Raw genomic sequence first — 23,049 nt, 5'->3', positions numbered from 1 at the left:
CAATTTCATAACACTGTTTTGTAAAATGGCAAACAATTTCATAACAGTGATATATAATAAAGTGTTTGTATTTGTTTGTTTTATGAGATATAATATAGGATGTGTTTAAAAATAACATAACATATAGGAGAATTATTATGGGAAGAAAACCTAATTTTAGTAGGGATGAAATATTAGAGAGTGCATATGAAATTTTAAATAATGAGAACTTAAAAGAGGTTACAGCAAGAAATGTAGCAAAAAAATTGGGAGTTTCTACAATCGCAATTTATTCAGCATTTAAATCTATGGATGAATTAAAGAATGAACTTTCAAAAAAAGCAAAAACAAAACTTTTTGAATATACAAAACGTGATTATACAGATTTATCTCTTTTAAACATAGGGATAGGGATATGTCTTTTTGCAAAAGAGGAGAAAGCACTATTTAGAACTATTTTTTTAAGAGAAGGATTACCTAGAGAGTTTATGGATGAGATTATGGATGACTTTAGAAATCTTATTTACAATGGATTTAATAACAATAAAGAGTATAATCAATTTCCTGTAGATATAATTGAATGGGTTATAAAAAAAGGTTGGTATTTTTCACATGGATATGCAACTTTAATTTGTACAGGTTTTTATCCAGAAATAGAATTTGAAACATTTAAAACAGAGGTTATAGAAATGGGAAACCTACTAATAAATAAAGCTTTAGAAATGACGAAGGAGAGAGAATGAAATTTAAACAACAATTAATGATATTAGGAGTAATACTATCAGTAAATAGTTTTGCAGGAAGTATAGATTATCTTTCACAACAAGATGCAGAGTATTTAGCACATCCAGCTATGGTAGGTAAAATTGGAGTATCAGGAGCTTATTATAATCCAGCGGGACTAGTTTGGTTAGAAGATGGAACGTATATTCAAGTTAACAATCAAACACATTTGAAAGACTATAGTATGGAGTATAATGGAGAAAAGTTTAAAAGTGATAAAGCATCACCAGCTGTTCCAAGTGTACAAATTGTAAAAAAAGCTGGAGATACAGCATACTTTTTCCATGCAGGAGCGATAGCTGGTGGAGGTAGTGTTGCTTATGGTGGAGGAATAGCTACTTTTCCTGAGATAGCAGATAAATTTGAAGGAATGTTAGGTGAAAAATTCGAAGCAAAATTTTTATCAGGTTCCACAATTCATGGACAATCATATTATGTTGCTTTTCAAGGGGGAATAGCAAGAAAGTTTAACGAAACTTGGAGTGGAGCAGTTGGATTGAGATTGATTGATGCAGAAAGAAAGTTTAAAGGTGAAGGAAACTTTGAAATTGCATACAAGGATATTCCAAACTTAAAAGTAAATCCTAAGTTTGATATAGATTCAGAAAGAACAGCTTTTGGAGCTTCTGGAATATTTGGATTAAACTATCATCCAAATGACAAATTTAATCTAGCTATGAGATATGAAACAGAAACAAAGTTAGATTTTGATAATAAAGAATCTAAATTAAGAAAAGGTTTTAAGGATTCTGTAGGGGTATTGGGAGATAAGTTTTATGATATAATTGGAAAAGATCCAGCTATAAAGCAGTGGATGTCAGAGGGAAGTGGAAGAAGAAATTTACCGGCAGTAGCAGCTTTAGGAGCCTCTTATAAAGTAACAGAAAAAACTACTTTATTAGCTTCAGGTAACTACTACTTTATAAAAGAAGCTGGAGATGATTTAGGAAACTTTGATCACTACGATAATGGTTATGAAGTGGCGGTAGGAGTAGACTATGAACTAAATGAGAAGTGGACTCTTATGACAGGATATCAGTATACAAATACTGGAGCAAATGAGAAAACTTACACAGATACAGATTATGTTTTAGATGCTGATATGTATTCGATGGGAGCTAAGTACAAGTATAATTCTCAGCTTGATATAATGGGAACTTACTCATTTGTTCAATACAAAACTGATAAGAATTTAAAAGATATAACATATAAAAAGCGTGTTAGTGCAATTGGATTAGCAGCGATATATAAATTCTAATAAAAAAAGCAGATGACGTAAATCATCTGCTTTTATAATTTTAATCTCTATCTTTAACAGCTCTTTCAATTGTTCTTTGCTGATCTTTTTTAGCTAAAGAGTCACGTTTATCATAATTCTTTTTACCTCTAGCTAAGGCAATTTCAACTTTAACATATCCTTTTGAAAGGTGTATATTTAAAGGAACTATTGTATAACCTTTTTGTGTAACTTTCTCATGCAGTTTTTTTATTTCTCCTTTATGCAGAAGAAGTTTTCTAACTCTTCTTTCTTCGGGATTATAAACACTACCAAAAGACCAAGGAACTACAGTCATTCCCATTATAAAAATCTCTCCGTTGATTATTCTAATAAAAGCCTCTTTTATACTTGTTTTTCCAGCTTTGATAGATTTAACTTCACTTCCAACAAGTTCAATACCAGCTTCGAACTTATCTTCAATAAAATAATCAAAAAATGCTTTTTTATTATTAGCTAATATCATAATTAAAATCTCCTTTCTTTTCTTCTCCCTGTATACTCTTGATGAAACTCAGTAGGAATAACTTCAATTTCAAGCATTTGTAAATCTGCTCTAACAGTTAAAATCTCCATTTTATCTCCTAAATGGAACTCTCTACCAGTATCTAAATCCTTCATCACATAGTCGTTTTCATTAAATTCATAGAAGTTTTGAGCAGTAGTTACATCCCAGAAACATTCTACGTGCTCCTCTGTTTCAAAGAATATCTTTTTATTGTTGAATCCAACGATAGTTGCTTTAAACTCATCTCCGATTTTATCAAGCATATACTCAACCACTTTTATTTTAACACTTTCATCCTCTATTTTCATAGCTTTTCTTTCTGTTTGAGATATATGAGTAGTAACCTCAGGAAGATAATTTATTAAAGTACCATATTGTTTTTTAGTAGGGTATCCATTTAAAGCAATATTTAGAATTCTATGAATTAGTAAATCAGCATATCTTCTAATTGGTGATGTAAAGTGTGTATAGTAATTAGATGACAATCCGAAGTGACCTAAGTTTTCAACTCCGTATCTAGCTTGTTTAAGTGACATTAAAATCATCTTATGTACAATCATATTTATTCCTCTAGCTTCAGAATCTTCTATTATAGATTGGAATTTTTTTGGATGCAGATCTTCAAAAGAGTGAATTTTATATCCAAATTTAGAAAGAGTATCACTTAGATTTTTAACTCTTTCAGGGTCAGGAGTTTCATGAACTCTGTAAACAGATGGCATCTCTAACCAGAAAAGTTTTTCTGCTACAGCTTCGTTGGCCATAATCATGAAATCTTCGATTATTCTTTCAGACTCTCCTCTTTCAATATTTTTTAAATATTTAACTTTTTTATTCTCATCTAAAACAGCTTTAACTTCAGGTAGGTCAAAATCAATTGAACCTCTATTATATTTTATAGCTCTTATAATTTTAGAAAGTTCTAACATTGTAAACAGCATATCAACAATATCAGAGTATTTTTCTGTCATCTCAGGATCTTTAGCAATAATTTTATTTACATTAGTATAAGTCATTCTATGAGCTGTGTTGATTACTGATTTGTAAGTTTGTACATCGATTGCTCTTCCGTGTGAATCAATTAAAAGTTCAACAGAGAAAGTCAGTTTATCTTCATGTGGATTTAAAGAACAGATTCCATTTGAAATCTCTTTAGGGAACATAGGAAGAACTCTATCAACCATGTACACTGAGTTTCCTCTTTTTTCAGCTTCTTTATCTAATTTAGAACCTGTTGGAATATAGTGAGAAACATCAGCTATTGCAACGATAAGTTTGTAGTAACCGTTATCTAATTTTTCAACATAAACAGCGTCGTCTAAATCTTTTGCATCATCACCATCAATTGTTATGATTGGAAGATGTCTTAAATCTTTTCTCTTTTTAATCTCTTCTGGAGATATAGTAATTGGAATTTGACGAGCTTCAGCTAAAACATCATCAGGGAACTCTTCAGATAAACCTTCTCTTAAAATTAGAGCTTTTATCATATTATCAGTATCAAATGGATTTCCAATTTTCTCAACTATTTTACCCTCTGGTTTTTTTTCATCACTTCCCCAGAAAGTCATTTCAACAACTACAAGTTCTCCATCTTTAGCTTTATTAAAGAAATTTTTAGGAATATAGATATCTCTACCAAAAGATTGTGTAGGTCTAACAAAACCAAAGTTTTCTTTCTTTTCAAATATTCCAATGATTGTATTTTTTTCTCTAACTAGAACATTTACAATCTCTCCCTCTTTTTTACCTTTTCCTTCAGGCGAAGTAACATTTATTAAAACAGTATCTCCGTCTAACGCTGTTCCAAATTTACTTCTAGGAATAAAGTATCCTTCTGTATCAGTATCAACAAATCCAAATTTCCCTTTGATATTTGAAAATTTACCTTTAACAAAACCTAAATTTTCAGGAATGTTGTATTTATTTCTTTTATTCTTCATGATTTCACCAGTTTCTAACCAGTGTTCAAGAATCTCTCTATTATCTTTTTTATATTTAGGTGACCACCCTAAAGCCTTTGTAATTTCATCTAAAGTTAGGGCTTTACTACCCTTTAAAACTTTTTTTAATTGTTCAAGTTGTTTATCTAATTTTGTTTGTTTCATAATTTTAATTCCTCCTATTAGCTCATATTTAAGAGCCAATTACGCATCTCTATAGAGTTTACATGAATAACATGATTCTCTTTTAAAAGATACTCAATTTTTTTATTTACCTCTAATAAGATAGCTTTATCCAGATTTATTAAAGATAAATCTCTAATTTTTTCAACATATGGGTAATCTCTTTTAGGTTCAATGGCATCAGCCAAATAAACAATTTTTTCGATTATACTCATATCTTTACGTCCGGTTGTGTGATATTTAATAGCGTTTAAAATCTCAGAATCTGTGATTTTAAATTTTTCATTTGCAATATATGCCCCGACATAGCTGTGTAGAATTTCAGCATTTGAAAGATAATCTTCTACTTCATCTAGAAAGTATTCTTTAGAAATATTTATAAGATCTTCTCTTTTAAATTCTTTAGCATAGTCGTGAAGAATAGAGGCTATAGCAAGTTTATTTAAATCAACGTTGTAAATTTTTCCTAAAGCAAGAGCAGTGTCTAAAACTCTAAGAGAGTGTTCATATCTTTTTTTAGAAAGAATAATTTTAGTTTCTTCTTTGAAAAAATCTATATTCATAAACGTCCTCCAAATTTTGAAAAAGGAGTTTCAGTAAAATGAAACTCCTAAAAAAATTATATATTACTGTTTAATTTATAACTTTTATTAATGTTGATAAAGTTAACTTTATCTGTAGGAACTCCATTTATAAGAAGAACAACTGTATCAGCTCCTCCAGGAGTTAATAGACTATTTACAAAAGAGTAGATTATAAGTAGTTCCTCTTGTGGATTTTTTGCTGAGGATAAAATTTTAGAATCTAAATCTAAGTAAATAATTCTATTTTTTACATATACTTCGTATTTAAAGCTTTCTTTTTTTAAAATATTAATTTCTTCTAATTTTAAAGTAAGCTGCTCAATGATATTTTTTAAAATATTTTCTTTGTATTTTAAGTTAGAATCCAAAATAATATCTTGAGAAGAAAGTTTACCAGCTTTTAAATCAGGATAGAAAATAGGGGTAGTGACTTCAGTTTGTCTAATAGCCTCTCTAGCTGGAGTAGAAATAGGAGTAACTATTTCACTTTTTTTATTTAATTGATTTGAATATATTCCAGTTGCAATAGTAATAGATGCTAAAACCACTAAAAAAATTTTTAGTTTATTCGACATAGATTCCTCCTAATAGAAAAATGATCTAATTTTATTTGCTAATTCATCAGCCATAACATTTTGATTCGCATCTTTTGATAATTTTGTGACATCATCTTTATTTGTGATAAAACCTAATTCTACTAAAATTCCGGGTCCATTAAATCCTCTAAGAACAGCAAAGTTAGCTCCGTAAATACCTCGATCTCTCAAATTCAATCTTTTAGCTAAAGAGGAGTTTAATGGTTTTGCAATATTAATAGATTTTTCCATATTTTTGTTATAAGCTAATTCTCCCATAATTTGAGCAATACTTCCAGTTTTTTCTCCATATTTTTCACCGAAACTATTTTCATAGGCTGCTATTTTCTCAGCATACGGTGAGGATTTTTTTGAAAAATAGAAGATTTCAGCTCCTTGTGCAGAAGCATTATTAGATGCATTCAGATGTAAACTTACAAATAGATCTGCTTTAGCTCTGTTGGCTATTCGACTTCTTTCAGAAAGAGTAAGGTATACATCAGTATTTCTTGTCATAATAACGTTGAAATCCTTTGATAATCTAGTTTGTAATTTTTTAGCTACAGCTAAGGCAATATCCTTTTCTTTATATTTTTTGAAACCGATTGCTCCGGGATCTTTTCCACCATGTCCAGCATCAATGGCTATTGTAAACTCTTTTTTAGAAGAGGTTGTAGGTCTTAAATCTACAACAATTCTGTGAGGGTTAGCTAAAGAGTAAACTTTGTGACCAGCTCCTTTTTTTAATTTAATAAAGAATCCGACATTTGTACCATAGTCAATTAAATCTATTTTTTCAATACTTTTTCCAATATAGCTTGAAGGATTAAACTTGGTATTCATTTTAACTTTTTCAATTTCTAAAAAAAGTAGACGATTATATTCGTCGTAGTTGCTATTAAACTTAGGTTTAACTTGACTTGAAATATCAAAAACTAACTGCGCAGGGTTGTTGTTCATTCTAACTCTTTGAATAGTACCGTTAGCAAAAATAGTTAGAGGAAATAAACAAACCATAAGAAATATAAGGTATTTTTTCATAATTGCTCTCCATCGATTTAGAATAATAAAATAGGATGGAAAGTTATCCATCCCATCCTTTTGTAAATATTTTTATTTTAAAACTCTTGTTATAGAATTCTTAAGCACTTGGATGTTAACACCTTTATCAACTCTAATAGTTAAGAATTCAGGACCGATATTAGTAATAGTACCTTTTATTCCTCCTGAAGTTATAACGTCAACTCCCTCTTTTAATGAGTCTAACATCTCTTGGTGTTTCTTTTGCTTTTTCTTGTTTGGTAAGATAAGTAAGAAGTAGAATACAGCTGCCCAAATAGCAAATGTAAGAATCATACCACCGTACTTAGCAAATAATTCGTTCATATTATAGCCCCCTTAAATAATATTTTTCTAAGACAAGTATACCATAAGGTTATTCTCTTTTCAATAAAATTTAAGAGAAGAAGTTCTTTAGTTTATCGAAGAAGTTTTTATTATCTTTATGATTTTTATCTTTTAAACTTTCATCAAATTTTCTTAATAAATCTTCTTGCTCAGAATTTAAGTTAACAGGAACTTCAATTTTAATTCTAACTATTTGGTCACCTGTATAAGGGCTTCTAGGATTTTTAATTCCCTCCCCTTTCATTTTAAACAGTTTATCATTTTGAGTTCCAGCAGGAATCTTAATAGTTTTTCTACCGTTTAATGTAGGTATTTCGATTTCTCCACCAAGAGTAGCTTTAGCAAATGTTACGGGAACATCACATATAATGTCTACTCCATTTCTTTCAAAGAATGGATGCTGTTTAACAGAGATGTAAACATATAGATCTCCATTAGGTCCACCCTCTGTACTTGCGTTACCCATTCCAGAAAGTCTTAATTTTTGTCCATCGTCAATTCCAGCAGGAATCTTGATAGTTTTTTCTACGACTTCAGTATCGATACCAGTACCATGACATTTTTTACATTTCTTCTCAGGAACTTCTCCCTTACCGTGGCAAGCATCACATTCTTGAGTTGTTTGGAAATTTCCAAAAACAGTTCTTTGAGTAACATGAATAGTTCCTGTACCGTTACACTTAGAACATTTATTCATCTTAGAACCTTTTTCAGCTCCTGTACCATGACAAGTTCCACAAGAACCAGTTCTCTTATATTTTAATGTTTTTTCTACACCTTTAGCAGCTTCTTCTAAAGTTAATTCAAGATTGTATCTTAAATCTTCTCCAGGCTCAGGTCCTCTTTGACGAGATCCACCGAAACCGCCAAATCCACCTCCACCACCGAAGAATGAACCGAAAATATCTCCTAAATCTTCAAATCCGCCACCGAAACCGCCAAATCCACCAGCTCCAGCACCGCCTCCACCATTTTCAAAAGCAGCATGTCCAAATCTATCATATTGAGCTCTCTTATTTTCGTCTGAAAGCACTTGATATGCTTCGTTAATCTCTTTGAATTTATCTTCAGCTTCTTTTTTTTCAGCTTCACTAGCTCCACTAAATTTATCAGGGTGATATTTCATAGCAGCTTTTCTATAAGCTTTTTTTATCTCTACATCAGAAGCACCTTTGGTAGCTCCTAAAACTTCATAAAAGTCTCTTTTAGCCATTTAAAAAAATCCTCCGTTTCTTAAAATAAGGGATAGAGTAGCTCTATCCCTTAAGTAAAGTATATATTAATTAGTAATATTAGTCAACTATCTCAGCATCTGCAACGTCATCTTGAGCGTTATTTCCTGCATTAGCTCCACCTTGTTGGTTAGCTTGAGCATCTTTATAGATTTCTTCAGCTAATTTGTGAGCAGCTGTAGATAATTTTTCGATAGCAGCGTCAATAGCGTCTTTATCTTCTCCATCTTTTACTTTTTTAAGTTCTTCGATAGCTTCTTCAATAGCTTTTTTCTCATCTTCAGTTACTTTTTCAGCGTAATCTTTTACTGATTTTTCAGTTGAAGCGATTAACATATCAGCTTTATTTCTAGTTTCAACTAACTCTTTGAATTTTTTATCCTCAGCTTCGTTAGCTTCAGCATCTTTTTTCATTCTTTCAATCTCATCAGCAGATAAGTTTGTAGAACCAGAGATTGTAACGTTACTGATTTTTCCTGTTCCTAAATCTTTAGCAGAAACATGAACAATTCCGTTAGCATCGATATCGAAAGTAACTTCGATTTGAGGAACTCCTCTAGGTGCAGCTGGGATTCCTTCAAGATTGAATTCTCCTAACTTATGGTTATCAGCAGCTTTTGCTCTTTCTCCTTGTAAAACGTTGATTGTAACAGCTGGTTGGTTATCAACAGCAGTTGAGAATACTTGTGATTTTTTTACAGGGATAGTGGTATTTCTTTCGATAATCTTAGTAAATACTCCTCCTAAAGTTTCAATTCCTAAAGATAATGGAGTAACATCAAGAAGTAATACATCTTTAACGTCTCCCATTAAAACTCCACCTTGAATAGCTGCTCCTTCAGCAACAACCTCATCAGGGTTGATTCCTTTGTTTGGTTTCTTACCGAAGTATGATTCTACCCACTCTTGAACAGCAGGAATTCTTGTTGATCCTCCAACTAATAATATCTCATCGATATCAGATGGATTTAATCCAGCAGCCTTTAAAGCATCCTTTGTAGGAACTTGAGTAGCTTCAACTAAATCTCTAGTTAAGTCGTTGAACTTAGCTCTAGTTAATTTTATATCTAAATGTTTAGGTCCAGTAGCATCCATAGTTATGAATGGTAAAGAGATATGAGCTTCCATTAATGTAGAAAGTTCTTTTTTAGCTTTCTCAGCAGCATCCTTAAGTCTTTGGTAAGCCATTTTATCATTACCTAAATCGATTCCATTTTCTTTTTTGAACTCTTCAACTAAATACTTGATTACAGCATCATCGAAGTTGTCTCCACCAAGATGGTTGTTTCCTGAAGTTGAAATAACTTCAATTACACCGTCTGCGATTTCAAGGATTGAAACGTCGAATGTTCCTCCACCAAGGTCAAATACTAATACTCTTTCTTCTTTTCCAGCTTTTTCTAATCCGTAAGCTAGTGCAGCAGCAGTAGGTTCGTTGATAATTCTTTTTACATCTAAACCAGCGATAACTCCAGCATCTTTTGTAGCTTGTCTTTGAGCATCTGTAAAGTAAGCTGGAACAGTGATAACAGCCTCAGTTACAGTTTCTCCTAAGTAAGCTTCAGCATCTGATTTTAATTTCTTTAAAATCATTGCAGAAATCTCTTGTGGAGTGTAGTTTTTTCCGTGGATATCAACTTTGTAGTCGCTTCCCATATGAGTTTTGATAGATAAGATTGTTGATGTAGGGTTAGTTATTGCTTGTCTTTTTGCAATCTCTCCAACGATAATCTCTCCGTTTTCTTTTATACTTACAACTGATGGAGTTGTTCTAGCTCCTTCAGCGTTAGAGATTACTGTAGTAGATCCCCCTTCCATTATTGATACACACGAGTTAGTAGTTCCTAAGTCAATTCCTATAATTTTTGCCATTTAAAAAACCTCCTAATATATCTGAATTTTTTTAATTTTTTCAATTTATTTTTTACAAACTTTAACCATTGAGGGTCTGATAACTTTACCCTTCATTTTATAACCTTTTTGGAATTCGGCGATTATTTCATCGTTAGCATGATCCGCCGAATCTTCTACAGCTACTGCCATGTGTAGATGAGGATCGAAAGATGCTTTATCAGTTTCGATTGCTTCTACACCTTCACTAGCAACAGTACTTTTCATTTGAGAAAGAGTTAATTCAACTCCTTTAACTAATGAATCGAAATCTTTTGATTCAGAAGAAGCTGCAATAGCTCTTTCTAAGTTATCAACTATATCTAAAACTTTTACAACAATCTTTTCAGAAGCAAAAGCTTTTAAATCTTCAAACTCTTTTTCTTTTCTTTTTGTGAAGTTTTGGAATTCAGCTTGTTTTCTTAAGTAAGAGTTTTTCCAATCTTCAAGTTCTGTTTTTAATGTTTCCATTTCAGTGTTTTGAGAAGTAGATTCAGTTGTGTTTTCAGCTGTTTCTACTGTTTCTTCAATTATTTCATCTTTTATATCTTTATCTGTCATTATAATCTCCTTCGTTACTTATTTCTTTGATAACTTTGTTAACTTCTTTAGTGACATGTTGAATAAGTCCCATTGTTTTTGAGTAAGACATACGTTTAGGGCCCATAACTCCAATAACTCCAGGAGAGTTATCCATATTATAAACTGAATAAACAAAGCTATAATCTTCTAAACCTTTTACAGCGAGTTCTTCACCGAAGATGACATTGACTTCTCCTTCTTTAAATGGTTTTAAACTTATTGCTTCTTCGAAAAGTTCTTTGATTTTTTCACGTTTTGAAAAAATGTCGAGAACATCACTAATTTCATTGACTTGCTTATCTTTGAAAATCTCAGATGAATTTTCTAAGAAAAGTTTTCCTTCTACCTCACTATATACAAAATCTATAATTTTTTCGATTTCATGAGATTCGATAAGATGGTTTTTAATTTCATTATTAATTCTTTGAGAAAGCTTAGCAAGTTCATCTTGACTGCACATTTCGTCAAAAAAGATTTTTTTTGTACGAACACTTTTGTTCTCCATAACAATAACAGCCATAGCCATATAATCATCGATATGTACAAGTTCAACTTTTTTTATCTTTTCTTTTTTATGAGTAGGCTCGATTACTATTCCGACATAGTTAGTTAACTTTGAAAGAAGAGTTGAAGTTTTTTTCAAAACTGAATCAAGTTCTCTCATTTTGATTTCATAAACAGAATTTATTCTAGCTTGTTCTTCTCTTGAAAGTTTTTCAATTTTTAAGAGTTCTTCTAGATAAAATTTATATCCTCTATCAGTGGGAATTCTACCTGAAGAAGTGTGGGTTTTCACGATAAATCCCATGTCCTCTAAATCAGACATCACATTTCTTATTGTTGCAGAGGATAGATCGATATTGTATTTTTTTACGAGTGCTCTAGAACCAATTGTTTCTCCAGAAAGTAAATAGAAATCTATAATGGCACTAAGAACAAGCTTTTCTCTATCACTGACAACCATAGAATCACCCTTTTTAATTTTTTATTAGCACTCGTTGTTGTGGAGTGCTAAACTTGAAATTAATATAATACAAAATAAAATAAAAGTCAATAACTTTTTAAAAAAAAAATAAAAAAAGAATTATAAAATAAAAAATTAAGAATAAATAATAGTTTAAAAAAAAAGAGAAATACGGTATAATTTTTTTAGAGAATTAATAGTCAAGGGGTGAGTAAAATGGGAGTTATCGTAGGTAAAAGTATTTTCCCTGGAATAGTTATAGGACAACCCTATATAGAGAGAAAAAAAAAGATAGATATTGAAAATTATAAAATTTCGTCAGATAAAATTGATGAAGAGATTGAAAGATTTTTAGGTGCAGTTCAGAAAGCAAAAAATGATATTAAACAAATTAAAAGTAATTTAGAAGGAAAAATAAGTAAAGAGGATTTGCAAATATTAACAGTTCATATAATGATGTTAGATGATCCACAGTTTATAACAGATATAAAAAAAGGAATAAAAAAAGAGGGAAATAACTCTGAGTCTGTAGTGAAAAAAGTTTCTAATAAATATATAGAGATGTTTGAAAAAATAGCAGACCCTATATATAAGCAAAGAGCTTTAGACATAAAAGATATCAGTGAGAGAATTATAATGAATTTGACATCAGAAGACAGTGTTGATTCTAATTTAGATGGTAAAATTCTTGTTTTGAGAGAGTTACTTCCGTCAGAACTTTTAAAAATTTATTATAGTGGTATAAAATTAAATGGAATAATAATGGAATATATGGGAGAGACATCTCATACAGCAATATTAACAAAAGCGTTAGAGATTCCAACTTTGATGGGTGGAAATGATATATTTTCAGTTGATTGGGGAGATCAAATTATATTAGATACCACATCTTTAGAAGGAAAAGTAATAACGAACCCTGATATAAAAACACTAAATAGATGTGAAGAGGATAAAAATAGATATAGAAATAAAATTAAAGAAATCGAAGAATCAATAGATAAAGAAAGTATAACTCTTGATGGAGAAAGAGTCTATTTACATTTAAATATAGGGGGACGTTTAGATATAGCTCAAGTTTGTAGAAAAAAACCTGATGGAATAGGTTTGTTAAGAACAGAGTTGATATATATGGATGCAGAGGAGTTTCCTGACGAAGAAAAGCAGCGTAAGATATATGAAAATATAGCTCATGAATTTGAAGAGAGCCAGCCTAATAAACCAATAATTATTAGAACTTTAGATATTGGTGCAGATAAAAAGTTATCATATTATAAAATGGTAGATGAGGAAAATCCATCTTTAGGATGTAGAGGTATGAGATTAACTCTATCTAATAAAGAGTTGTTTAAAAATCAGATAAAAGGAATCTTAAGAGCGGCAGAGCATCATAATATAAAAATGATGTATCCAATGATAACTAATTTGAAAGAGATAAATGAGGCAAAGGATTTAGTTAAAGAGTGTAAAGAAGAACTTTTAAATGAGGGTAAGAGTTTTAAAGATGATATAGAGATTGGAATGATGGTAGAGGTACCGTCAAACGTAATGCTTGCAGATATATTTGCAGATTATGTAGATTTCTTTTCGATAGGAACGAATGATTTAACACAGTATATTTTAGCTACAGATAGATATAGTCCGATTGCAGAGAAGCTGTACGATTGCTATGATCCTGCTGTTATAAGAGCTATTGAGATGGTTACGATTGCTGCTTTGAAAAAAAATAAAAAAATATCTGTATGTGGTGAAATGGCTGGAGAAGATCAGGCTGTAATAGCTTTGATGAGTTTAGGAGTAAGAGATTTGAGTATGGCACCAGCATACATTCCTAAAATTAGAAATCTGGTTAGGAAAATTAGAGTTTCTGAATTAGAAGATGTAAAATTTGCGATGTTGAAAGCAAAAGATTCAGAAGAGATAAAAGAAATACTAAATGAATATTTAAATAAAATAGAAGGGAGAAATATAGTATGAAAAAAGTAGAAGTAACAATAAAAAATAAAGCAGGATTACATGCTAGACCGTCTTCTTTATTTGTTCAAACAGCAAGTAAATATGATGCAGATATAAATGTTATCTTTGAAGATGAAGTTATAAATGGAAAAAGTATTATGGGGTTGATGCTTCTTGCAGCAGAGCAAGGAAGAGTTTTAACTTTAGAGTGTGATGGTAGCGATGAGGATGAAATGATCGCGGAACTAATAGACTTAATTGAAGTAAAAAAGTTTAATGAGGAGTAAAATCAGTGGAAATAATAAGAGCTGAAAAAATGGGATTTTGCTTTGGCGTAAAAAAAGCAGTAGAAACTTGTTATGAAATAGCTAAAAGAAAAAATGTGAATAAATATATTTTAGGTATGGTTGTACATAATAAAGATGTAGTTAGAGAGATGGAAAATATTGGTTTTATAACTTTAGATGAAGAAGATATTTTAGAAGATAAAGATCCGTTAAAAAAAGGAGACGTAGTGATAATAAGAGCTCATGGAACAACTTCTAAAATAATGGAGAAATTAAAGAGAAAAGAAGTTGAAATAAAGGACGCTACGTGTATTTTTGTAGATAAAATAAAAGAGATTCTAATAGAAAGAGAACATGAAGGAGACGAGATTATATTTATTGGTGATAAAGACCATCCTGAAGTAAAAGGTATTATTTCGTTTGGAGAAAAGATACATGTTTTAAAAAATATAGATGAATTGAAAGAAAGTTCTTTGGATAGAAGTAAAAGATATACAGTTTTAACTCAAACAACTTTAAACAAAGAAAAGTTTCAAGAGATGAAAGAATATTTAGAAAAATACTATTCAAATGCTCAGATATTTGATAGGATATGTGGAGCGACAAGCGAAAGACAAGAAGCAACTAGAAAGTTATCTAGAACATGTGATATAGTTATTGTAATAGGAGATTTGAAAAGCTCGAACAGTAAAAAACTTCTAGAGGTGGCTTTAGCTGAGAATACAAATAGTTATTTAGTTCAAAATGAAAAGGAATTAGATTTAACTTTATTTTCAGAAAATATGAAAGTAGGGATAACAGCGGGAGCATCAACTCCAGAAGATATCATAAAAAAAATAGAAAATAAAATAAGGGGGAACTTTAATGTCTAACTTTGATTACTATGAAGATTTTGAAGCATTACTAAATGAGTATATGCCAATAAAAGAGGATGAGGAGCTAAAAAGAAAAGTAACTGGAACAATTGTAAATACAGACAGAAACTTCACATATTTAGAGGTAGCCGGAGAACCGAAAGCTGTAAGAGTAAGAACAGAGGAATTAGCAGGATATTCTGTAGGAGACGAAGTTGAAGTTCTAATAGTTTCACAATTAGAAGAGGATGACTCTCTGGTTTTAATTGCATCAAAAAGAAGAATCGATATGGAAATCGGTTCTGAAAAATTAAATGCAGCTTACAATAACGCAGAGATTGTAACAGGAAAAATTTTAAAAAGAGTAAAAGGTGGATATGTTGTTGAGCTATTCTTCCAACAAGGATTCTTACCTAATTCATTATCAGAGATTCCGTTTGACCAAGGAGATTCTTTCTTAGGACAAGAGGTTTCTGTTGTAATAAAGGATGTAAAAGAGGATAAAAAAGGTAAAAAGATTCTTTTATCTAGAAGAGAAATTGTTGCAGCTAAAGAGTTAGAGGCGATAGATAAGTTAGTTTTAGACAGTGTTGTTAAAGCTACAGTTTTAGAGGTTTTAGATTTTGGACTAACAGTAAAGTTAGATGGAGTAAGAGGGTTTATACATATATCAGAAATAGATTGGAAAAAAACAGTGGATTTACAAAAGTTATATAAAACTGGTGATGTAATTGAAGCTAAAATTATAGAAATTGAAAAAGAAAAAAGAAATGTAAGATTATCACTAAAGGCATTGAAGAGAAATCCATGGGACATACTAACAGAAAAAAATACTGTTGGTTCTGAAGTTTTAGGAAAAGTAACGAGAGTAGTTAATTATGGTGCTTTTGTTGAGCTGCTACCAGGTGTAGAAGGGCTAATCCACACATCTGATTTTTCTTGGGCAAATAAAAAAGTAAACGTTAATGCTTTTGTTAAGGTTGGAGATGAAGTAAAAGTTGTTATAACTGAATTAAATCCAACTGAAAGAAAGTTAAAATTAGGAATAAAGCAATTAAGTGCAAATCCATGGAAAGATGCAGCTGAAAAGTATGCAGTAGGATCTACTTTAACAGGAACTGTAGTGGAAGTAAAGCCATTTGGTATTTTTGTTGAAGTTGAAGAAGGAGTAGATGGATTTATTCATAACTCTGATTTTGCATGGTCAGGAAATAAAAGATATTCTAAAGGAGATAAAGTTGAGTTTAAAGTAACTGAATTAAATTTAGAAGGACAAAAAATAAAAGGAAGCATCAAAGATTTAACAAAAAATCCTTGGGAAACTGCTTTAGAAAATTATAAAGTTGGAGATAGAATAGAAAAAGAGATAAAAAATATTCAGGACTTCGGAATGTTTGTTAAATTAGGAGAGGGAGTAGATGGATTTATTCCAACTCAGTTAGCATCTAGAGATTTCATCAAAAATTTAAAAGATGTATTCAATGTAGGAGATAATGTTTTAGCTGAAATAGTTGAGATTGACTCTGAAAAGAAAAGAATAAAACTTTCTATAAAAAAAGTACAATTAGAAAAAGAAAAAAATGAGAATAAAGAACTTATAGAAAAGTATGGAACTTCTTCAAGCGAAGAGTAATATAATTAGAGGTCCTCAAAATAAAGAGGACCTCAATAAAATCAATAAAAAATAAAGTTGACTTTTTGTATAATTGTGTTATAATTATTAAAGACAATTAATAAGATTTATCAAGAAGAAACTTCCTGTTTCTCACCTTGTGGGGCATGACCTACATAAAGGTATTTAAATTTTTGTTTAGGGCTAGCCTTAATAATTATTTGAGTTTAACAGGAATTTTATATCCTGTTTTTTTTATTTGATAGTTAATAGGAGGTGTCTATTATTTCGGACAAAGTTAGAATCAACGAAAAAATAAGAGGTAGAGAGTTAAGAATTATCTCTGAAACTGGTGAACAATTAGGAATCATGTCGGCTGTAGAAGCTTTAGAATTAGCAATGCAAAAGGAATTAGATCTAGTTGAAATATCTCCAAATGCTGCGCCACCAGTATGTAAAATAATGGATTATGGAAAGTATAAATACGAGCAAACTAGAAAAGCTAAAGAAGCTAAGAAAAACCAAAAGCAAGTTATTGTTAAAGAGGTTAAGTTTAGAGCTAGAATAGATCAGCACGATATGGATACAAAAATAGCTCATGTTACAAAGTTCTTAGAGAAGGACAACAAGGTTAAAATAACTCTTGTTCAGTACGGAAGAGAAAGAATGTACGCTGATCAAGGAATTGAAATGTTAGATCAAATATCTGAAAGATTCGTTGAAATCGCAGATGTTGATAAAAAATATAATGATAAGCAAAAATATTTGATCTTATCACCAAAAAAATAGTGAAGATTTGAGAGGAGGAACATTACAATGCCAAAAATGAAAACTCATAGAGGTGCTAGAAAGAGAATTAAAGTAACTGGAACAGGAAAGTTCGTTGTTAAGAAGCCAGGAAAGAGCCATATCTTAACTAAGAAAACAAGAAAAAGAAAGAACAGATTAAAGAAGGATACAGTAATCACTTCTACATTAGAGAAACACTTAAAAGGATTATTACCATACGGAGTAGGAAGATAATAATTCTTTAGGAATATTATTGTTAAAGAACCAATTTTAGGAGGATAAGTAAATGAGAGTTAAGACTGGAATAGTTAGAAGAAGAAGACATAAAAAAGTTTTAAAAGCTGCTAAAGGATTTAGAGGAGCGTCAGGTGACGTTTTCAAGCAAGCTAAACAAGCAGTAATGAGAGCGGAAGCTTTCTCTACAAGAGATAGAAAAGTTAGAAAGAGAAAGATGAGACAATTATGGATCATCAGAATCAACGCTGCTGCAAGAATCAACGGATTAACTTACTCAACTTTAATGAACGGATTAAAGAGAGCAGGAATCGAGTTAGATAGAAAAGTATTAGCAGATATCGCTTTAAACAATGCAGCTGAGTTCGCTAAATTAGCAGAAACTGCAAAAGCAGCATTATAAGATAGTTAAAAAAGAGCTTAGGCTCTTTTTTTTATTTAAAACTATTTTAAAATCTCTTAAATAAAAAGCAAAAATATGATATAATTTTTCAGGAGAGTAGTTTTAAAAAACCTAAGGGGGATTAAAATGCTAAGAAAAAAAATACTAAAGAGAATAGATATAAGTAAAGAAGAGTTATTAGATCAGGAACAAGAGATTAGATTTGAGCTTTTAACAAAACCTAATGATATTGAAAACTTAGAAAAGTTAGGAACAATTCTTTTTTATAAAAGAGATTGTGATGGAGCTTTAGAAATCTATGAAAAATTAAGAGCTTTAGGAAAAAAAGATAGCGAAACAATTGGGTTTATTGGATATTTAAATTATGAGTTGGGGAACTATACAAGAAGTATAAAATATTTTAATATATTTTTAGATAAAAAGCCTGGGGATGCTTTTGTATACTTCTTATTAGGTAATGCGTATTCTAGAGCAGGAAAAATAATAGAGGCTATAAATAGTTATGATTTTGCAATATTTTTAGATTTAGATATTTATAGTGCACATCTTGATTTTGCTAAAGAGTATGAGTTTTTAGGAAGATATAAAAAGGCTTTAAATGAATATATTGCAGCCTATGAAATTGACCCAAGAGATAAAGAGATTAAAGAAAAGATAGAGTATTTAAAAGATAAAATTAAGGGTAAATAAAAATAGGGGATAGAAAATCTATTCCCTTATTTTATAATATAGTAAAAAATCAAGGAGAAAATAATGATATCAATAGCATTAGTTTTAACAGCGGCTATTTTTTTAGTAATAGCAATATTGTTTGGGATGAATAGAGCAATCTCAGCATTGCCAGCACTATTTTTTATAATGTTACTAATTTCTTTTTTTGGATTTATAGTAATTCAATTTTTCCCAATAATTCTTGTGTTTTTAATTATTAGATATTTTATAAATAAAAAAAATCCAAGAAAAAAAACTTTTTATTATCAATCTTATACTCAAAAAGATTTCGAGGATATGTTTAGAAATCAAGGAAATCAGTATGGTGGAAGTTATCAAGGTGGTTACCAAAACAATCCGTTTGGAACATTTGAAGACAAAAGTAAATACTATGCGATTCTTGGAGTAAAGGAAGGGTCTACACCTGAAGAGATAAAAAAAGCGTATAGAGAGTTAGCAAAAAAACATCATCCAGATAGATATGCAAATGCAGATGCCGAAATTAGAGAGATGCACGAAAGAAAATTTAAAGAGATAAATGAAGCTTATGAAAAACTTCAATAATTATAAATATTTTTTTTTGCAAAAATGTTAAATCTTGTGGTACAATGTAAAAGTTGAATAAAATGGAGGGTATGATGAGTTTAAAGACACTGATTTTAGCAGCAGGAAAAGGAACAAGAATGAAATCTGAGCTGCCAAAAGTTTTACATAAAGTTTGTGGAGTACCGATGGTACAAAAAATCGTTAATACATGCAGTAAAATTGGTTCTATTGAAAATATACTTATATTGGGGCATAAAAAAGAAGAGGTATTGAAAGTACTTCCAAATATGCAGTATGTAGTTCAAGAGGAGCAATTAGGAACAGGCCATGCAGTGATTCAAGCTAAAGATAAGTTGAAAGATTTTGATGGGACAGTAATGATACTTTGTGGAGACACTCCTTTGTTAAGAGAGGAAACTTTAAAAGAGTTATATAACTATCATAAACAAACAGGAGCTATAACAACTATATTAACTTCTATATATGAAAATCCATTTGGATATGGTAGAATTGTTAAAGAAAATGAAACGGTTATAGGAATTGTTGAAGAAAAAGAAGCATCTGAAGAGATTAGAGCTATAAAAGAGGTAAATGCGGGTGTTTACTGTTTTGAATCAAAAGACTTATTATCAGCTTTAGATAGAATTGATAATAAAAATGAAAAAGGAGAATACTACTTAACAGATGTAATTGCAATAAATGTTAGGGATGGAAAAAAAGTAGAGGCCTTTTTATTAGAGGATAATGATGAAATTTTAGGTATAAATTCTAAAATAGAGTTAGAAAAAGCAAACTGTATAATGAAAAATAGAATAAATGAAAAACATATGGAAAATGGAGTAATATTCATTGACAAAAATAGTGTTTACATAGAGGAAAGTGTTGAAATAGGTCAAGATACAATAATTTATCCAGGAGCTTTATTGCAAGGTGATACAGTAATAGGTCAAAATTGTGAGATCTTAGGGAATACAAGAGTGATTGACTGTAACATTGGAAATAATGTAAGAGTTGAAAGTTCAGTGTTAGAAGAAAGTGTTGTAGAGGATAGAGTGACAATAGGTCCTTTTGCACACTTGAGACCTAAATCACATCTGAAAGAGGAAGTTCATATTGGAAACTTCGTAGAAATAAAAAAATCAGTATTAGAAAAGGGTGTTAAAGCAGGACATTTAACATATCTTGGAGATGCTACAGTCGGAGAAAAAACTAATATAGGTGCAGGTACAATAACTTGTAACTATGATGGTAAAAATAAATTCAAAACCACAATTGGAAAAAATGCTTTTATAGGAAGTGATACCATGTTGGTGGCTCCTTTAAATATAGGAGAAAATGCGTTGGTTGGAGCAGGTTCTGTAATAACAAAAGATGTTCCAGAAAATGCGTTAGCGGTATCAAGAAGTAAACAAGTTATAAAATTTGATTGGAGGAAATAGAAAAAATGGAAAGACCTGGGGTAAAAATTTTTGCCGGAACATCAAACGTGGAGTTAGCTAAAAAAATAGCTGAGAAATATGGGACTTCAGTAGGAGATGTTGAGATTGTTAGATTTAAAGATGGAGAGGTTTATGTTTGTGTAGGAGAAACGGTAAGAGGTAGAGATATATTTGTTGTTCAATCTACATCTGAGCCAGTAAACGAGAATATAATGGAGTTATTAATATTTATTGATGCTTTAAAAAGAGCATCAGCTAAATCGATAAACGTTATCATTCCTTACTACGGATACGCTAGACAAGATAGAAAATCAAGACCTAGAGAGCCGATCACGTCTAAATTAGTGGCAAATTTATTAACAACAGCAGGAGCGACAAGAATCGTAACTATGGATTTACATGCTGATCAAATCCAAGGATTCTTCGATATTCCAGTGGATCATATGCAAGCATTACCTTTACTAGCTAAGTCATTTATAGCTAGAGGATTATCAGGAGAAAAAGTGGTAGTAGTATCTCCAGATATCGGTGGAGTAAAAAGAGCTAGAAAATTAGCAGAATGGCTAGATTGTAAAATAGCAATTATTGATAAGAGAAGACCAAAACCAAATATGTCAGAAGTAATGAACTTAATTGGAGAGGTTGAAGGTAAGGTTGCAATATTTATTGATGATATGATTGATACTGCAGGAACAATAACAAATGGAGCTGAAGCTATAATGGCAAGAGGCGCTGTAGAAGCTTATGCTTGTTGTACTCATGGAGTATTTTCTGATCCAGCTATTGAAAGATTACAAGCTTCTTGTTTAAAAGAGGTTATTATAACAGATTCAATAGCACTTCCAGAATCTAAGAAAATAGATAAGATAAAAGTTGTATCTGTAGATGAAATTCTTGCAGAGGCAGTTAGAAGAATCGTTAATAACGAATCTGTATCTGAGTTATTTGAAAAGTAAAAGCATATAGAAAAGCTAGTATTATACTAGCTTTTTTTATTTTTATATGTTAGAATTATTTTATAATAAATAAATATTAAGGAAAAGGATTTATTATGAAAAGAATTGTATATAAAGAAGACAACATTGATTTAAAATTTATAAAAAAAATCTTAGATGAAAATGGAATAATAATATATCCAACAGATACTGTTTATGGTGTTGGGGCAAGTTTGAAATCACTAGAAGGAATTGAAAAAATTTATAAGGCTAAAGAACGAGCCTTTAATTCACCATTGATAGCACTTTTAAGTAAAGTTGAGTATGTAGAAAAAGTAGCAATAGTAGATGAAGAGAAAAAAGAGATTGTCGTAAAGTTGGCAGAAAAATTTTGGCCAGGAGCATTGACAATAATTTTAAATAAAAGAAATAGTGTACCAGATATAATGGTTTCAGGAGGACAAACTGTTGGAGTAAGAATACCAGCTTTAAAATTAGCACAGGATATAATAGAGTCTGTAGGTGGAGTTCTTCCAACAACAAGTGCAAATATATCTGGAGAGTCTACTCCTAGAAGTTATGAAGAGTTAAATGAAATCTTTAAGGAAAGAGTAGATATAATTATAGATGGAGGAAAATCTCCTTTAGGTGTAGAGTCAACAATAATAGATTTAACAAAAGATGTTCCCAAAATACTTCGAGAGGGAGCTATAAAAAAAGAAGCAATAGAGAAACTTATTGGAAAAATATAAAATTTTGGAGGAAACTGATGAAGGCACAAAAATTAAACCCAAATAACATGAATCCTATGCAAATGAATTCAATGTCATCTATGATGGGAATGATGAATTCAATTCAAAAAATTGGAAAAGGAAAGAGAAAATATTCTGTAACTTTAGATAAAGGTACAAAAAAATTCTTATCTAAATTTATAGAAGAAATAAAAAAGCAGTTTGATGTAAATAGTGGAATGCAAAATGTAGGACAATTTTTAGATTATGTAAAATCTATAGCAGATTCTAAAGATAGAATGGAGCTAAAACTTTCATATGAAGAGCAAGAGTTTCTAACAAGAATGGTTGCAGATGCTGTTAGAGGAATGGAGTCAGTTCAATTTAAATGGTATCAATTAATAAAGAAGTCAATGACGAAAGTTATGATAAAACAATATAGAGAGTTATTAATTCAATTAAAAAAATAATTGAAAAACCTAGTAAAATCAAAGGAAGTCAGAAGTAGAGAAATATTCTACTTCTTTTTTTTAAAAAAAATGTTGACTTTTTATATATCATAGGGTATAATTATAAATGTCTAAGGGATGCCGCTTTAGCTCACCTGGTAGAGCAACTGACTTGTAATCAGTAGGTAATTGGTTCGACT

Annotated in this window: 25 protein-coding genes and 1 other annotated feature; of the genes, 15 read left to right on the top strand and 10 right to left on the bottom strand. The window is 30.6% G+C overall.

Annotation, left to right across the window (positions count from 1 at the left end):
• Positions 1 to 137 precede the first annotated feature (137 nt).
• Complete coding sequence (locus L988_RS13195) at positions 138 to 722, top strand: TetR/AcrR family transcriptional regulator (RefSeq protein ID WP_052191655.1); 585 nt, start codon at positions 138 to 140, stop codon at positions 720 to 722.
• Positions 719 to 2,020, top strand: a complete 1,302-nt coding sequence (locus tag L988_RS02925) for an OmpP1/FadL family transporter (RefSeq protein WP_047381425.1) — start codon at positions 719 to 721, stop codon at positions 2,018 to 2,020. Before L988_RS13195 ends, L988_RS02925 begins: the two co-directional genes overlap by 4 nt.
• 40 nt (positions 2,021 to 2,060) lie before the next feature.
• On the opposite strand, the gene smpB is transcribed toward L988_RS02925, so the two are convergent.
• The 10 genes from smpB to hrcA all read right to left on the bottom strand — a co-directional run bounded on the left by smpB (position 2,061) and on the right by hrcA (position 11,906).
• Positions 2,061 to 2,504 (bottom strand): SsrA-binding protein SmpB, encoded by a 444-nt coding sequence (smpB, locus tag L988_RS02920; protein ID WP_047381423.1) that lies wholly within the window; start codon positions 2,502 to 2,504, stop codon positions 2,061 to 2,063.
• 2 nt (positions 2,505 to 2,506) lie between these two features.
• Positions 2,507 to 4,654, bottom strand: coding sequence for a ribonuclease R (gene rnr / locus L988_RS02915; protein ID WP_047381422.1), 2,148 nt, complete (start codon positions 4,652 to 4,654; stop codon positions 2,507 to 2,509).
• Positions 4,655 to 4,671: 17 nt separating this feature from the next.
• The gene (gene yqeK, locus L988_RS02910) at positions 4,672 to 5,235 is read right to left on the bottom strand and encodes a bis(5'-nucleosyl)-tetraphosphatase (symmetrical) YqeK (RefSeq protein WP_047381419.1); all 564 of its coding nucleotides are present in this window, start codon (positions 5,233 to 5,235) and stop codon (positions 4,672 to 4,674) included.
• Positions 5,236 to 5,291: 56 nt separating this feature from the next.
• Positions 5,292 to 5,831 (bottom strand): GerMN domain-containing protein, encoded by a 540-nt coding sequence (locus L988_RS02905; protein WP_047381417.1) that lies wholly within the window; start codon positions 5,829 to 5,831, stop codon positions 5,292 to 5,294.
• A gap of 9 nt (positions 5,832 to 5,840) precedes the next feature.
• Positions 5,841 to 6,872, bottom strand: coding sequence for an N-acetylmuramoyl-L-alanine amidase (locus L988_RS02900; protein WP_047381415.1), 1,032 nt, complete (start codon positions 6,870 to 6,872; stop codon positions 5,841 to 5,843).
• Between the two features lie 72 nt (positions 6,873 to 6,944).
• Positions 6,945 to 7,217 carry a preprotein translocase subunit YajC gene (yajC, locus tag L988_RS02895; protein WP_047381412.1) on the bottom strand — a complete coding sequence of 91 codons (273 nt, stop codon included), beginning with the start codon at positions 7,215 to 7,217 and terminating at the stop codon, positions 6,945 to 6,947.
• 70 nt (positions 7,218 to 7,287) lie between these two features.
• On the bottom strand, positions 7,288 to 8,451 hold the full coding sequence (gene dnaJ / locus L988_RS02890) for a molecular chaperone DnaJ (RefSeq protein WP_047381409.1): 1,164 nt from the start codon (positions 8,449 to 8,451) through the stop codon (positions 7,288 to 7,290).
• Between the two features lie 79 nt (positions 8,452 to 8,530).
• Complete coding sequence (gene dnaK, locus L988_RS02885; RefSeq protein ID WP_047381406.1) at positions 8,531 to 10,342, bottom strand: molecular chaperone DnaK; 1,812 nt, start codon at positions 10,340 to 10,342, stop codon at positions 8,531 to 8,533.
• Positions 10,343 to 10,387: 45 nt separating this feature from the next.
• Complete coding sequence (grpE, locus tag L988_RS02880) at positions 10,388 to 10,921, bottom strand: nucleotide exchange factor GrpE (RefSeq protein ID WP_047381405.1); 534 nt, start codon at positions 10,919 to 10,921, stop codon at positions 10,388 to 10,390.
• Positions 10,911 to 11,906: a heat-inducible transcriptional repressor HrcA gene (gene hrcA / locus L988_RS02875; protein WP_047381403.1), complete on the bottom strand. Its 996-nt coding sequence runs from the start codon at positions 11,904 to 11,906 to the stop codon at positions 10,911 to 10,913. The genes grpE and hrcA overlap by 11 nt, the downstream gene beginning before the upstream one ends.
• A gap of 216 nt (positions 11,907 to 12,122) precedes the next feature.
• Between hrcA and ptsP the strand changes: the two genes are divergently transcribed.
• From ptsP to L988_RS02810, 13 genes are all read left to right on the top strand, one after another.
• Positions 12,123 to 13,880 (top strand): phosphoenolpyruvate--protein phosphotransferase, encoded by a 1,758-nt coding sequence (gene ptsP, locus L988_RS02870; protein WP_047381401.1) that lies wholly within the window; start codon positions 12,123 to 12,125, stop codon positions 13,878 to 13,880.
• Positions 13,877 to 14,146 (top strand): HPr family phosphocarrier protein, encoded by a 270-nt coding sequence (locus L988_RS02865; protein ID WP_047381399.1) that lies wholly within the window; start codon positions 13,877 to 13,879, stop codon positions 14,144 to 14,146. Before ptsP ends, L988_RS02865 begins: the two co-directional genes overlap by 4 nt.
• 5 nt (positions 14,147 to 14,151) lie before the next feature.
• Positions 14,152 to 15,018, top strand: a complete 867-nt coding sequence (gene ispH, locus L988_RS13790; RefSeq protein WP_047381397.1) for a 4-hydroxy-3-methylbut-2-enyl diphosphate reductase — start codon at positions 14,152 to 14,154, stop codon at positions 15,016 to 15,018.
• A complete protein-coding gene (locus L988_RS02855) occupies positions 15,011 to 16,633 on the top strand; it encodes a S1 RNA-binding domain-containing protein (protein ID WP_047381394.1) in 1,623 nt (540 codons plus the stop codon). The genes ispH and L988_RS02855 overlap by 8 nt, the downstream gene beginning before the upstream one ends.
• 106 nt (positions 16,634 to 16,739) lie before the next feature.
• Positions 16,740 to 16,876: a sequence feature (ribosomal protein L20 leader region), on the top strand.
• Between the two features lie 12 nt (positions 16,877 to 16,888).
• On the top strand, positions 16,889 to 17,401 hold the full coding sequence (infC, locus tag L988_RS02850; protein WP_047381392.1) for a translation initiation factor IF-3: 513 nt from the start codon (positions 16,889 to 16,891) through the stop codon (positions 17,399 to 17,401).
• 27 nt (positions 17,402 to 17,428) lie between these two features.
• On the top strand, positions 17,429 to 17,635 hold the full coding sequence (rpmI, locus tag L988_RS02845) for a 50S ribosomal protein L35 (protein ID WP_047381390.1): 207 nt from the start codon (positions 17,429 to 17,431) through the stop codon (positions 17,633 to 17,635).
• Positions 17,636 to 17,687: 52 nt separating this feature from the next.
• Positions 17,688 to 18,038, top strand: a complete 351-nt coding sequence (gene rplT, locus L988_RS02840) for a 50S ribosomal protein L20 (protein ID WP_023050246.1) — start codon at positions 17,688 to 17,690, stop codon at positions 18,036 to 18,038.
• 126 nt (positions 18,039 to 18,164) lie between these two features.
• A complete protein-coding gene (locus L988_RS02835; RefSeq protein ID WP_047381387.1) occupies positions 18,165 to 18,728 on the top strand; it encodes a tetratricopeptide repeat protein in 564 nt (187 codons plus the stop codon).
• Positions 18,729 to 18,791: 63 nt separating this feature from the next.
• Positions 18,792 to 19,313, top strand: coding sequence for a J domain-containing protein (locus L988_RS14085; RefSeq protein WP_293720974.1), 522 nt, complete (start codon positions 18,792 to 18,794; stop codon positions 19,311 to 19,313).
• Positions 19,314 to 19,387: 74 nt separating this feature from the next.
• Positions 19,388 to 20,734 carry a bifunctional UDP-N-acetylglucosamine diphosphorylase/glucosamine-1-phosphate N-acetyltransferase GlmU gene (gene glmU / locus L988_RS02825; protein ID WP_047381382.1) on the top strand — a complete coding sequence of 449 codons (1,347 nt, stop codon included), beginning with the start codon at positions 19,388 to 19,390 and terminating at the stop codon, positions 20,732 to 20,734.
• A 5-nt stretch (positions 20,735 to 20,739) separates the two neighbouring features.
• A complete protein-coding gene (locus tag L988_RS02820) occupies positions 20,740 to 21,690 on the top strand; it encodes a ribose-phosphate pyrophosphokinase (protein ID WP_047381381.1) in 951 nt (316 codons plus the stop codon).
• Positions 21,691 to 21,785: 95 nt separating this feature from the next.
• The gene (locus L988_RS02815; protein WP_047381379.1) at positions 21,786 to 22,421 is read left to right on the top strand and encodes an L-threonylcarbamoyladenylate synthase; all 636 of its coding nucleotides are present in this window, start codon (positions 21,786 to 21,788) and stop codon (positions 22,419 to 22,421) included.
• A gap of 17 nt (positions 22,422 to 22,438) precedes the next feature.
• Entirely contained in the window at positions 22,439 to 22,870 is a 432-nt protein-coding gene (locus L988_RS02810; protein ID WP_047381377.1) for a hypothetical protein, read from the top strand.
• The last annotated feature ends 179 nt before the right edge of the window (positions 22,871 to 23,049 follow it).

It is taken from the genome of Cetobacterium sp. ZWU0022, from assembly GCF_000800875.1.
Taxonomy (GTDB): Bacteria; Fusobacteriota; Fusobacteriia; order Fusobacteriales; family Fusobacteriaceae; genus Cetobacterium_A.
The sequence above is the reverse complement of the archived record's forward strand: the minus strand, read 5'-3'. Positions and strand labels throughout refer to the sequence as shown.